This is a genomic window from Paenibacillus sp. J53TS2, from assembly GCF_018403305.1.
GTDB classification, from domain to species: domain Bacteria; phylum Bacillota; class Bacilli; order Paenibacillales; family Paenibacillaceae; genus Fontibacillus; species Fontibacillus rhizolycopersici.
The window spans coordinates 1-12,989 of the sequence record NZ_BOSK01000001.1; the positions used below are offsets into that span (position 1 = coordinate 1).

Annotated in this window: 13 protein-coding genes, 1 rRNA gene and 1 riboswitch; of the genes, 1 reads left to right on the forward strand and 13 read right to left on the reverse strand. The window is 50.7% G+C overall.

Annotation, left to right across the window (positions count from 1 at the left end):
* The 9 genes from KJS42_RS00005 to ehuB all read right to left on the reverse strand — a co-directional run.
* Positions 1 to 613, reverse strand: a 16S ribosomal RNA gene (locus KJS42_RS00005); the annotation flags it as partial.
* A 512-nt stretch (positions 614 to 1,125) separates the two neighbouring features.
* The gene (gene thpD, locus KJS42_RS00010; protein ID WP_280516389.1) at positions 1,126 to 2,034 is read right to left on the reverse strand and encodes an ectoine hydroxylase; all 909 of its coding nucleotides are present in this window, start codon (positions 2,032 to 2,034) and stop codon (positions 1,126 to 1,128) included.
* Positions 2,035 to 2,077: 43 nt separating this feature from the next.
* Positions 2,078 to 2,455: an ectoine synthase gene (locus KJS42_RS00015; RefSeq protein WP_213621628.1), complete on the reverse strand. Its 378-nt coding sequence runs from the start codon at positions 2,453 to 2,455 to the stop codon at positions 2,078 to 2,080.
* A complete protein-coding gene (gene ectB / locus KJS42_RS00020; RefSeq protein ID WP_213621629.1) occupies positions 2,452 to 3,744 on the reverse strand; it encodes a diaminobutyrate--2-oxoglutarate transaminase in 1,293 nt (430 codons plus the stop codon). Before ectB ends, KJS42_RS00015 begins: the two co-directional genes overlap by 4 nt.
* Before the next feature lie 13 nt (positions 3,745 to 3,757).
* Positions 3,758 to 4,267, reverse strand: coding sequence for a diaminobutyrate acetyltransferase (gene ectA / locus KJS42_RS00025; protein ID WP_213621630.1), 510 nt, complete (start codon positions 4,265 to 4,267; stop codon positions 3,758 to 3,760).
* An 18-nt stretch (positions 4,268 to 4,285) separates the two neighbouring features.
* Entirely contained in the window at positions 4,286 to 5,074 is a 789-nt protein-coding gene (ehuA, locus tag KJS42_RS00030; protein ID WP_280516390.1) for an ectoine/hydroxyectoine ABC transporter ATP-binding protein EhuA, read from the reverse strand.
* 15 nt (positions 5,075 to 5,089) lie between these two features.
* On the reverse strand, positions 5,090 to 5,752 hold the full coding sequence (ehuD, locus tag KJS42_RS00035) for an ectoine/hydroxyectoine ABC transporter permease subunit EhuD (protein WP_155608171.1): 663 nt from the start codon (positions 5,750 to 5,752) through the stop codon (positions 5,090 to 5,092).
* 3 nt (positions 5,753 to 5,755) lie between these two features.
* Positions 5,756 to 6,409, reverse strand: coding sequence for an ectoine/hydroxyectoine ABC transporter permease subunit EhuC (ehuC, locus tag KJS42_RS00040; RefSeq protein WP_213621631.1), 654 nt, complete (start codon positions 6,407 to 6,409; stop codon positions 5,756 to 5,758).
* 1 nt (position 6,410) lies between these two features.
* On the reverse strand, positions 6,411 to 7,277 hold the full coding sequence (ehuB, locus tag KJS42_RS00045) for an ectoine/hydroxyectoine ABC transporter substrate-binding protein EhuB (protein WP_213622077.1): 867 nt from the start codon (positions 7,275 to 7,277) through the stop codon (positions 6,411 to 6,413).
* Between the two features lie 261 nt (positions 7,278 to 7,538).
* Positions 7,539 to 7,680: riboswitch (cyclic di-AMP (ydaO/yuaA leader) on the reverse strand.
* Between the two features lie 159 nt (positions 7,681 to 7,839).
* Between ehuB and KJS42_RS00050 the strand changes: the two genes are divergently transcribed.
* Positions 7,840 to 8,292, forward strand: a complete 453-nt coding sequence (locus KJS42_RS00050) for a MarR family winged helix-turn-helix transcriptional regulator (RefSeq protein WP_155608169.1) — start codon at positions 7,840 to 7,842, stop codon at positions 8,290 to 8,292.
* Between the two features lie 80 nt (positions 8,293 to 8,372).
* Here KJS42_RS00050 and KJS42_RS00055 read toward each other — a convergent pair whose 3' ends face one another.
* The 4 genes from KJS42_RS00055 to KJS42_RS00070 all read right to left on the reverse strand — a co-directional run bounded on the left by KJS42_RS00055 (position 8,373) and on the right by KJS42_RS00070 (position 12,841).
* Entirely contained in the window at positions 8,373 to 8,642 is a 270-nt protein-coding gene (locus KJS42_RS00055; protein ID WP_155608168.1) for a hypothetical protein, read from the reverse strand.
* Between the two features lie 74 nt (positions 8,643 to 8,716).
* On the reverse strand, positions 8,717 to 10,264 hold the full coding sequence (locus tag KJS42_RS00060; RefSeq protein ID WP_430147252.1) for an acetate--CoA ligase: 1,548 nt from the start codon (positions 10,262 to 10,264) through the stop codon (positions 8,717 to 8,719).
* A gap of 234 nt (positions 10,265 to 10,498) precedes the next feature.
* The gene (locus KJS42_RS00065; RefSeq protein ID WP_213621633.1) at positions 10,499 to 11,674 is read right to left on the reverse strand and encodes a glycosyltransferase family 4 protein; all 1,176 of its coding nucleotides are present in this window, start codon (positions 11,672 to 11,674) and stop codon (positions 10,499 to 10,501) included.
* Between the two features lie 18 nt (positions 11,675 to 11,692).
* Positions 11,693 to 12,841, reverse strand: a complete 1,149-nt coding sequence (locus tag KJS42_RS00070; protein ID WP_213621634.1) for an NAD-dependent epimerase/dehydratase family protein — start codon at positions 12,839 to 12,841, stop codon at positions 11,693 to 11,695.
* Between the last annotated feature and the right edge of the window lie 148 nt (positions 12,842 to 12,989).

Consider the following 12,989-nt stretch of genomic DNA (forward strand, 5'->3'; position numbering starts at 1 on the left):
ACCAGACTTAAACAGCCGCCTGCGCGCGCTTTACGCCCAATAATTCCGGACAACGCTTGCCCCCTACGTATTACCGCGGCTGCTGGCACGTAGTTAGCCGGGGCTTTCTTCTCAGGTACCGTCACTCTCCTAGCAGTTACTCTAGAAGACGTTCTTCCCTGGCAACAGAGCTTTACGATCCGAAAACCTTCATCACTCACGCGGCGTTGCTCCGTCAGACTTTCGTCCATTGCGGAAGATTCCCTACTGCTGCCTCCCGTAGGAGTCTGGGCCGTGTCTCAGTCCCAGTGTGGCCGTTCACCCTCTCAGGTCGGCTACGCATCGTCGCCTTGGTGAGCCGTTACCCCACCAACTAGCTAATGCGCCGCAGGCCCATCCGTAAGTGACAGATTGCTCCGCCTTTCCCAAGTCTCCCATGCGAGAAACTTGCGTATCCGGTATTAGCTACCGTTTCCGGTAGTTATCCCAGTCTTACGGGCAGGTTGCCTACGTGTTACTCACCCGTCCGCCGCTAAGCTAATCAGGAGCAAGCTCCCAATTAACTCCGCTCGACTTGCATGTATTAGGCACGCCGCCAGCGTTCGTCCTGAGCCAGGATCAAACTCTCCAATAAGGATGGAAGGAATCTCGAACCCGAGGGCGTCGAGGTCTTCCATCAAAAGTGTTTGACTTGCTCATTTAAACAAACTGACGAGATCGGATCGAATTTCAAGACCGGAGTGAACCGGTTTGAAATTCATCCTTTAAAATCTCATTGTATTACTCACTCGTTGTTCAGTTTTCAAAGATCAACTTTCGTTATCGTCTTATCGGCGACAACTTTTATATCATATCACTTCAGCAAGCTTAATTGCAAGAAGTAAATCCTTCCATTTCGCTTACCGCCTACCGTTCATCCGGCAGGATATTTAATGTAACATATCAACGAGGTTCAATTCAAGGCGTAAGTTTTTCCAACTCATCTTTTAATAGTGATTTGCCTCTCCTATTTGGCCGCCCTTTTTGCGGCCGGATTCATAGAATACCATGTGGATTCACCCAACGCAACCACCACTTCATTCCAATTCAATCGTTCTGTTTTAGAAGAAAGACCATTATCCCACAGGACAATGGCCTTTCCATGATTTAAATTCCTTGACGTGTCGCAATATATTCAGGTCTCGGACTTTGTCCGGAATACGGCTTCACGACTTTATTCTCCACACTGTTATATACCATAAATATATTGCTTCGTGGGTACGGGGTAATATTACTATTCGATCCGTGCATGATATTACAATCAAATAGCAGAATGGATCCGGCAGGACCCACGGGTGTGTCGATGCCGAAGCGTTTCACAAGCTCGGTGAGGCTTTCAGGGTCCGGAACGCCGTACTGCTGCTTGCGTAAAGATTCTTTATAATGATGATCCGGCGTCTGACCAATGCAAGGCACAAAAATTTGCTGTGAGCCGGGAAGCACCATCAGAGGGCCGTTAAAAGCATAATTGTCTTCCAACGCGATGGAACAACTGAGCGCCCGCATTCGGGGCATCCCGTCCTCCACATGCCAGGTTTCAAAATCCGAATGCCAATAAAATTCTTTCCCCGTAAACCCAGGCTTATAATTGATCCGGGATTGATGGATATAAGGCGAACTGCCTAGGAGGAATTCAATGATCGCCAGAAGCTCTGGATGCTGCGATAGACCACGAAACACTGGTTGACTTTGATGTATAGCGAAGATAGATCTTACATCATCTCCTCCGGGTTCGCGGATAATTTCGTCCGCCTGCTGCTTCTTCGACGCTTCTTTCAACCGACGCGCTTCTTTTTGATACCCACTCAATTCTTCTTCAGCAAAAAAACGTTCTAAGAACAGGTACCCGTTCTTCTGGTAAAACTCCACCTGTTCCTTACTTATAGGGCTTTTAGAGCTCCATTCGGAGTAAACCACCGGGTCCTGCCGGGGCAGCCATTGTGGCTCCGCATGAATTCGAGAAGGATAAACATCCTTGATCAAGTCAAGATCGACAGAGAGATTTGTACCGCTCATTTCACTTCATCCTTTCGAAATAAAATAGTGTATGTCGCACGTGCTACAGCAATGGGTAAGTCCCTTCTTCATCGTGCACTTCCCGTCCCGTAAGCGGCGGATTAAACACGCAGATCACTCGCAATTGCGAACGGGCCCGCAAGTAATGCTTTTCATGGCCATTCAGCGCATACATCATGCCCGGTGAAATCGGATAGGTTTCCCCCCCAATGACCTCGATTTCCCCTTCCCCCTCGATGCAGTAAACCGCCTCAACATGATTTTTATACCAAATGAATGTCTCGGTACCTTCTTTGATCAAGGTATCATTTAAAGAAAATCCCATGTTATCTTTGGCCAGAAGCAGCCTCCGGGAGTTCCAAGTTTCCGTATCCACGTCGTCAATCGTCCCCAGAATGTTGCTCAGATGTTTCACGATCATGAAGATCCCTCCTCAACTGCTAATTGGTTCAAGCAATGTTCTAGTATTTCGAGACCTTGTTCAAGAGTCGAATTTTCAATCGTTAGCGGAGGCATTAATTTAGCCACTTCGCTGCATGGACCCGAGGTTTCCAGAATCAACCCCGATTCAAAAGCTAATTCGGATAATCTCTCCGCCAAGCCTGGCTTCTCAAAGGCAATCCCTTGAATCATCCCCTTTCCGCGAAGCTTGCCATTCAGAGCAGGCTGCTGCTCGATCATCCGTTGCAAGGAGGATTCGATGCGGTTTGCCTTGCTTTCTATTTCCTTATGAAATTCTTGAGTTTTCCAGAAATCCAGTGCTTCTGCAGCCCCGACAAATCCGAGGTTGTTCCCGCGGAAAGTCCCATTGTGTTCACCCGGTTGCCAAGCATCCAGATCCGGTTTGATCAAAGTTAGTGCAAGCGGTAAACCAAACCCACCGATGGATTTTGACAAACAAATGATGTCTGGAACGACCCCGGACGGTTCAAAACTAAAGAAAGGTCCCGTTCGGCCGCAGCCCATCTGAATATCATCGAGGATCAATAGAATGCCTTTCTTATGACAAAGACGTTCCAGCTTTTGAAGCCAGTCGTCTGAAGCAACATTCAAACCACCTTCACCTTGCACGGCCTCCACAATAACAGCTGCAGGCAACGGCACTCCGCTTCCCGGATCATCAAGCAGCTTTTCCATATAGTGAATCGTATCGACATCTTCACCGAAATACCCGTCATAAGGCATGAAGACGGAGTGAGGCAAATCGATTCCCGCCCCTTTACGCTTAAATGCATTCCCCGTGACAGCAAGCGAACCTAACGTCATCCCATGAAAGGCATTGGTAAAGCTGATTACGGTGGAGCGGCCTGTCACTTTACGAGCGATTTTCAACGCACTTTCAACAGCATTCGTCCCGGTTGGCCCCGGAAACATCACTTTGTATTGCCACCCGCGCGGCTTCAATATAACCTCATCAAATGTGCTTAAAAATTGTTCTTTGGCATGGGTCGCCATATCCAAACTATGGGTCACGCCGTCCTCAAGTAAGTAAGCGATCAGCTTATCGCGGATCTTTCGATTGTTATGTCCGTAATTCAGAGCACCTGCACCTGCAAAAAAATCGATATATTCGCGTTCTTTTGTATCCCAAAGCTTGGCATTCTGCGCCTTGTGAAATACCGTTCTGAAGTTTCGGCAATAGCTTCGGACCTCTGATTCAAGCTGTTCGAACACGTTCATACTCGGTGTTTCAAGAGTTTGGGTCTGCATCTCATACCTCCGTTTATAGTTGATGTATAAAAGGACCAATTCGGTAAAGAGGTTCATCCTCATGATGAAGCTCTTCTGGAAACATTTCCGCCTTGTAACCGGATGTAATTTCGACCGGTGCAGCATGTTCCTTGGCTACCCCTGTAAACAAACGGGTCGAAGCCAGATTGCTTCGGGAGATCGTAGCTTCCAGATAAGTAACCGGTGGTGCCCCATTCCCCGACAGCAGGAAGGAAAGCATACGCTTGCCGATCCCCTGTTTTCGATGACTACCCGCTACCGCAACCTGCCATACGAACAACGTATCCGACCGAAGCGGCGAGCGGAAAGCGGACAGGAAGCCGACAAGACTTGATCCTTCCTCCGCAACCACGCAAGTTTCTCGAAAATAATCGCATAAAACCAAGTAGCCATAAGCGGAATTCAGATCAAGCGTTTGGCAGTTGCGAATCAATTCATAAACCCTTTTCGCATCGCTGGGAACCGGTTTGCGAAATATAAGACTTCGTAGCGTGTTTTTCATGCAGTTCACCTACCCTATTCAAGCCATAGAATACACTGCGGACCGAAAACGCTTTAAGAACAATTGCAGCCGTTCAGTTTGTGGATATTCAAAAATAGCCTCTGGCAGTCCTTCCTCGACAATGTTCCCGTCCGCGCAGAAAAGCACGCGATCCGCGATTTCTTTCGCAAAATCCATCTCATGAGTGATGAGCATCATCGCCATCTCCCCTTCTTCGGCAATTTCCCGGATAACCTCTAACACTTCGCCGACCAGCTCGGGATCCAGTGCCGAGGTCACCTCATCAAACACCATCACTTTGGGACGCATGACGAGAGCTCGGGCAATTGCCACACGTTGTTTTTGTCCGCCCGACAATTGAGCCGGATAATCCGCCAGTTTTTCATCCAAACCTACCTTGCGGAGCATCTCAATAGCGCGTTCTTCGGCTTCTTCCTTTGACAGCTTCAGCACTCTCCTTGGAGCTTCAGTCACGTTCTGCAGTACCGTCCGGTGTGGAAAAAGATTAAAGTGTTGAAATACCATACCTACATTTCCACGCATCTCATGTAAATGCTTCTCATTTGCCCGTACGAAACGACCTTTCTTGGACATATGCCATAAATGGACGCCATCTATTTCAATCGTACCGGTCGTCGGCTCCTCTAAAGTCATCAGCATACGTCCCATCGTTGTTTTGCCGGAACCGCTTGGACCGATGACGGCCACCTTTTCGCCTGCCTCGATATTCAAATCGATACCTGTAAGCACCTGACGGTCACCGTAGGTTTTCGTAACGCCGGTATATTTCACCATCGGTAAAGTCATGATGATTCCTCCCCCTTACTTCCCCCTTTGGAGATTCATGCGCAATTCCAATCGCCGGATCAACAGCGAGGATGGATAGCTGATAGCCAGGAACAATACGCCGACCAGCGTGTACGGTTCAAATACCCGGAAGGATTCCGAAACGATATTTTTAGCGGTCAGTAACAATTCAACCATCGTGATTGCGGACAAGATTGGGGTTTCCTTAAACATCACAATCAAATAATTACCGAGGACCGGAATGATCGGTGGGATCGCTTGCGGAAGAATGACCGAACGCCAGGTATCCGCCTTGGAATAGTTCAGTGCGACAGCCGCTTCCCATTGCCCCCTGGGGACGGCATCAATTCCGGATCGATAAACCTCGGATAAATACGTGCTGTAGTGCAACCCCAATCCCAAGATACCGGCATAGAAAGCCGGTAAAGAAATACTAGCTAGGATCGGCAAACTGTAGTAAAGAAAGAATACCTGCACCAGCAGTGGCGTATTTCGAATAAAGCCGTTGAATCCCTTAGCCGCTAACCGTAGCCAGGCATATCTTGAGCGTATAGCGAAGGCTAGCAATAACCCCCCGATTACCGCGGTCAAAAAGCCCAAAAGTGTTGCTACGACGGTCATTCTCAATGCAACCAAAAGTTCTGGAAGGATTTCGAAGGCATAATTCCAATCCCACATCCGTCACATCCTCCCTTCGGACCATTTGCGTTCCCACACCTTAATGCCGAAGGAGACCATCGAAGCAATCGCCAAATACATGAGCAATAGCAGGAGCAATATCTCCGAAGTCCAGGAAATGTAGTTATTCCGGAGAACCATGGCCTGGTAAGTGAGATCCGCCATGGTAATGAAGTAAACCAGAGAAGTCGATTTAATCAGTTCAACAAGCAAATTACCAAAGGGAGGGAGCATTCTTAAAGCCGCTTGAGGCAAAATAATATGACTCATTCTTTGCCATGGCGTCATGTTTAAAGCAATGGTTGCTTCCCATTGTCCCTTGGGTATCGCCAAGACAGCGCTGCGTACAACCTCGGAGCCGTAAGCTCCAAAATTCAATCCTACCGCTAGCACGGCCGCAAGCAACTTCGGGAGTTCCAGACCAGCGAAAGGCAATGCAAAATATAACCAGAAGAGTTGAACAAGCAGAGACGTTCCTCGAAAAACCTCCACGTAAACCGAGGATATCCAGCGAATGAGGCGCCATCGAGATAAGCACATTAGACCGGAGACGAAGGCGGCAAGGACCGCCAGTATCGTCGCCAGCAAGGCGACAGTGACAGTGATTTTTGCCCCCTCAAGCAAAGTGGGGATAAAATCGATCCAAGATTCCGGCATACTATACTCCGCAAAGCTCGGCTGCCGTCATATCCCCGGGCATTTCCTGCTCCGTAAATCCGAATTGCTGTAAAATCTCCAACAGTTCGCCCGACTCCTTCATTTTGGCTAATTCAGCATTATAGGCGTCTTGAAACTCTTTGTCCGCGAGACGGAACGCTGTAGCGCCGTATCCCCGCACGCTTTGGCCGTCAATAACCGGTTGTGAAAAATCGGCAACCCTTTCGATTTTGTCATCTCCAGCCGATTCAAGCATGGCTTGCAGCGAAGGCCCCGTCATCGTAATCGCCTCTACGCGTCCAGATTGAAGGGCGCTGATTGCGGATGCCTGGTCCGGAACTTGAATAATCCGATCATCCGGCACGCCTGAGTTTTGCAGATAGCCGATTTCCACCGCGCCTGTCATAACAGCAACACGAGCCTTCTCATGACTCGCAATGTCCTCATAGCTGCCTAGGTTAAGAGGATTCCCTTGTTTTACGGCAATCGCTTCGCCGATGCTATACTCCGGGTTAGCAAATAACACGGCCTCGCACCGTTCCGGATTGACAAACATTCCGGCGGTGATTAGATCAAATCGGTTGGCCTGTAAACCGGCGATCAAGGAGCCGAATTCGGTTAACTCGCCCTTCATCTCGTTAATTCCCAGCCGTTTGAGGATCACCCGGGCAATTTCTACCGCTTCACCGGTAAGCTCCCCGTTGGCATCTTTGTAGGCATAGGGCTTCTCATTCGCGAAACCAACCGTGATAGAGCCTTTTCGGATCGCTTCAGCCAACGTTCCTTTAGTCCCGGTATCGCCGTTCGCACCACTCTTCCCGGAATTTGCGGTAGTTCCCGAATTACAAGCGGCTAGCGAAACCGCCATAAGCAATGATATAAGCAACCATGACACTTTTCTCAACCCTACTCACAGCCTTTCATTCTTATTTTTTTCATAGGTTTAGTAGGTTTAAAATCAAGATTTATTCCACATGCGAAGCCCCCTCCTTCTTTTTTTCAAACTGGAGCTCAAAAAAAGAGACCCCTCGCTTGGGAGAAAGCATAGCTCCGCCAGCAGGGGTCCGCACAAAAAAATAGAAAACGGCCCTTAAAAAGGGCCATGGAAGTTTTCGTGAAGTTACTTGAAACTAGACCCATCCACTGCTGACGAGGTTAGCTGACGGACTCGGGTAAGATGGTACCCTACAATCGTTAAAGAATGATTCGCCCCAAAAAAACTGGTTCCCCCGCTTTCCAGTCATGAACTGGAAACTAAGCGTGTGTTTATCGTAAAGGCTATTTCCAGCAATGTCAACCCATTATCTGTAATTTTTACATTTTAAATTTCAGATGATCATTATTGTGGGGGAATAACGAAATGAACGAGCCAAAAACTTGCATCTTGCAAACATTTGATGCTATAAATGAAGCAAGAGGTGAGTTCACAAATGGAGAATCCACGTGAGTTGTTCCAAATCATGACCCGTCGTTTCGGGCTACTAAACCGGAATTGCTGCACCGTAGGCGGCTGCGACATCTCCTTGGTTCAAAGTCATATCTTATATGAGATCGACCATCGCCATAAGCCGTCCATGCAACAGATCGCCGACGCACTCGGTACGGATATTACGACGTTTAGCCGTCAGATCCAATCTCTAACGAAGCTGAACCTGGTAGAGAAAACGACCGACCCCGACGATCGCCGAGTCCAAACCTTATCACTGACTACCGAAGGCAAGTTCATCGCTACGACCATAGATACGCAGATGAATGAATATCTGGATGAGGTCTTTTCCTATATGAGCGAGTTTGAAAAAGAATCCGTCCTCCGTTCCGTTAAGCTATTTAACGATGCCATGGCCAAGTCCAGTAAGTGCTGCGCTCCGGTCACCGGTTGCTAATGTACCAACAAACAAAAGCCGGCTTGCGATTCACACCTTACCGTGAATTCGCCGCCGGCTTTTCGCCATTCGTCAAATATTCATGAATTCAATTGGTTCTCCGCTTCCGCCAATGCCGCCTGATCTTCGGCCAAATCCTCTTTAGCTCGCTCCATCGGCTCGGGATTCATTCGGCCATCAGCTTGGGCGATGGCGTTCTCCGCTTTTTCGATAGCGTTGCGGGCGCCCTCCACCGTTTCTTCACTAGGATGCGATTGAGCCTGGGTTACCGCACGATGCGCTTTTTTGACCGACTGCTGCGCGAGTGAGATGGGGTTTTGCGATTGCATGCTGGAAAACGGGTTTTCCATGTTCAGCCTCCTCTAGCGATAATGCTCTTAGGATGCGAAGAAAAGGCTGAAATCATGCACGACGCTAAGCCATATCATCTTTGCCGAAAAGCCTGTTCCTCCCTCTCACGTAGCTCCACACGGCGGATTTTCCCTGTGTTGGTTTTCGGCAAATCATCGATAAATTCAATTTGACGCGGATATTTGTAGGGCGCGGTCCATGTTTTAACATGGGCTTGCAGTTCTTTTACCAATTCAGCGCTGCCCCGGACACCTTCCTTCAGCACTACAAAGGCTTTGACGATATGACCGCGCAGTTCGTCCGGACTCGATACCGCCGCACATTCCTTCACGGCCGCGTGCTTCATCAACGCCTCTTCCACTTCGAACGGGCCGATCGTATAACCGGAGCTAATAATAATGTCATCCCCGCGTCCCTCGTACCAGAAATACCCTTCCTCGTCTTTTTGTGCCCGATCCCCAGTCACAAAATAAGAGCCGCGAACATTCAGCTCCCTCCGTTCGGGATCCAAATAATACGCTTTGAACAAGGCGGGCATGTCGACATGAACCGCAATATTCCCTACGACTCCGGTTGGCAGAAGCAAACCTTCCTCGTCAACGATTTCCACTACGCCCGGTGAAATGGCTTTGCCCATCGAGCCGAGCCGTATCGGGGTGTCATTCAGGTTTCCGATCAAAAGAGTACTTTCCGTTTGACCATAACCGTCACGGATCGTGATATCAAACACATTTTTGAACTTGCGGATCACTTCCTGGTTTAACGGTTCCCCAGCTGAAACGGCGCTGCGTAGACCGGACAAATCGTAATGCTCGAGTCCATCGGTCTTTGACATGATCCTATACTCCGTTGGTGTACAGCATAATACCCGGATGCCGTATTGTTGAATGAGCTTCAAATACCGCCCCGCTTGGAAAGAACCATGATACACGAATCCCGTCACACCGTTCCCCAGAACCGACAGAAACGGGCTCCAAATCCACTTTTGCCAGCCCGGTGCCGCCGTTGCCCATACGGTATCGTCGTCCCGGATATCCAGCCAGGATCTCGTAATACGTAAATGCGCATACCCCCACCCATGACTGTGCATGACGCCTTTCGGATTTCCTGTCGTTCCGGAAGTATAGGCCAACACAGCCATATCATCGCGATGCGTCTTGACGGCTTCAAAAGTATCCGGCTGCCCATCCATCAGGGCTTCGATCGGGGTCCAGCCGTTCGAGTGCGTGTCCTTCTGTGCGTCGGAACCTACTAATAAGCGGAAGGCGAGCGACGGCAAGTCATCGCCAATCTTATCGACCTCCGCCGTCACGCCATGCCATACGACTACTGCACGCGCCTCAGAATGACGCAGACGGTAAGCCAGGTCCTTCGCCCGCAGCATTTCCGAAGATGGAATGATCGTCACTCCCAACTTCAAGCAAGCCAGGTAGATCGCATAGGCCATAATATGTCGGGGCATCATTACCAACACGCGGTCACCTGGCTGCAATCCCAATTCACTTAATCCGCCGGCTAAACGGTTGGCCATAGCCACCAACTTTCCATACGTAATTTCCTCGTACTCCCCTTGTTCACTGAGCCATTTTAGTGCGATTTTTTCAGGATCATGACGTTCCATTTCCGCGGTAACATTGTAGTATTCGGGAGCGATCCACTGTTCATATGGTTTCAAATTACCAATCCCCTTCAAAACTCACCGTATCGAGTTCTATTTATATGAGAAACTCATCTATGGAACTCATTATACCACGTAATAGTACCAGGTTCTAAAATCAGCCTTATCCAAGTGTGCCAATAAATTGACAATCCTCATCATGGGCAAAAAAAAGCCCGTGTAGACACGGGTTATACCTTATTGGCTATTGGTTTTGTTCGCGGCTTCATTGATTCGTTTCCGTTTAAGCGTCCCTGCTCGTCGCAGCTCGCGTTCCAGTATGGCCTGGCGGTACAGCTCCAACAGCTGGCGGCTGGGTTCATCCCAGCCCAACTGGCTAGCCTCCGCCCGGGCCGCGGCACCCATCCGGCGCAGCCGCTCGCCGTCTTGCAGCGGCTGCGCCGCCCTTACGAGCCCGTCCGCTGCGCCGGGCTCGTACAGGAAGCCGGTCGTCCCTTCGGCGACCTGCTCCCGGGTGGGCGCGCTGGCGGCGGCGATCACGGGCAAGCCCGAGGCCATCGCCTCCAGCAGCACCAGCCCCAGCGTTTCCGTGGCCGACGGAAACGCAAACACATCGCTCGAGGCATACGCCTCCGCGAGCTCTGTCCCGTGCAGGAAGCCGGTAAACACGGTGCCCGTACCGGCAAAATAACCTTCCAGCTCAGGGCGATGCGGGCCGTCTCCAACGACGGCTAGCCGGAATCCGCTGGAAGCGGTCAGGAGATCGCGCAGCCGCTCGATCTCCTTCTCCGCCGCCAGGCGGCCGACGTACAGCAGGAGCCGTTTCTCCGGCTCCCCGCCGGACAGCCGCAGGCGCATGGTTTTGCTGCGTCGATGCGGGCCGAACAGCTCCGGATCGACGCCCCGCTTCCATAGCCTCACGTTCCGAAACCGCCGCGCTTCAAGCTCCCCCCGCACGGCCTCCGACGTGCAGAGGTTCAGGTCTGCGCGGTTATGCAGCAGACGCAGATAGCCCCATAACGCCGGCTTCAGCCAAGGCAACTTATAGAAATCGGCGTATTGCGGAACGTGGGTATGATAGGAAGCAACAAGGGGATAGCGGCGTCCGAACCAGACGCCGGCGGCGCCTAACATCGCCGGATTCACCACATGAACCACATCCGGCGAGAACGCGCGCAACAGCTTGCCCACCTTGCGCCCAGGCAGCGAAAGGGGAAGATTGGGGTAAAGGAAGAAGCGAAACGACGGGATGCCGTAAATTTGTGCCCCCGCAAAAGCCCCGACACCTTGGTCGGGTGCGATAACGATCACTTCATGGCCCTGCCGTGTTAGCCAACGAATGCAGTGCGTTAACCGAGTAACGACCCCGTTCGTCGACGGAAAAAACGTCTCCGTCACCATCGCGATCTTCATAGACGGCTCGCCTCCTTGTTATCCCCACTTTACGCTGGGGAGCACATTATCCTTCACAACGCGGTCTTGATATCGCACGGCCGTACGAAAAATATCCAGCAGCACCTCGTCCGTCAACAGATTCGGCTCGAGTCCCAGCTCCTGCAGCTTGGTGTTCTTGGCGTGGTAATAGTGGGCTTCTTTTTCGATCCGCGGATTCTCCAAATGGGCGATGCCCACAGGGTATCCTTCACGCTCCGCCACCCGCTTCACTTTCTCGGCCAAATCCAGCACGGAGAACTCCTCCGTAAACTGATTGAACACGCGGAACTCCCCGCGATCTGCCGGATGATTCGCCGAAATTTCTATGCATCGCACCGTATCCGTGATGTTTAGAAATCCCCGGGTTTGCCCGCCGCTCCCATACACGGTCAGATCATGCCCTATCGCTGCCTGGATGAGAAACCGGTTTAATGCCGTCCCGAACACTCCATCGTAATCAAAACGGTTGATTAGGAGCGGATCCAGCTGGGTTTCCTCCGTATGCAAGCCATAAACGACACCTTGGTTCAAATCCGTCACCCGGATGCCCCAAACTCGGCACATAAACATCAGGTTGTGGCTGTCATGCACCTTCGACAGGTGATAAAAGGAACCCGGCTGTTTCGGATAAGGCAGCACGTCCTTCCGGCCGTTATGTTCGATTTCGATGTAGCCTTCTTCGATGTCGATATTAGGGGTTCCGTACTCCCCCATCGTCCCCAACTTGATTAAATGACAATCAGGGGCAAACTCGCGAATGGCATAGCCGACATTTAACGTCCCAATGACATTGTTGGCCTGCGTGAACACCGCATGTTCGCGGTCGATCATCGAGTAAGGAGCAGAACGTTGTTCGGCAAAATGCACGAAGGCATCCGGACGCACCTGGCGCATTACTTGGGCCAGAAAATCATAATGATTCAAGTCGCCGTTGAACACGCGGATCGTTCGTCCCGTCATCTCCTTCCAGCGTTCCACCCGCTCCTGCAGCGAAGCGATCGGGGTCAAGGAATTGGAGCGCAGCTCCTCGTCCCATTTGCGTCTTGCCATATTATCGATGATGGCCACCTCATGTCCACGTTTGGATAAGTACAGCGCCGTCGGCCACCCGCAAAAACCGTCGCCGCCCGCTACGATCAAGCGCATCGAAATCAACCCCTTCTTGACGTCATGAATAAATTTAGGTTAAACATAACACCCGAATATTAAGGAGGCATAAACTGACCGGACCCAAATTAGGTCGCCTCGTTGCGTATAAACTCACAGCACCATTCGCTTCCAAACTCCGCTAACA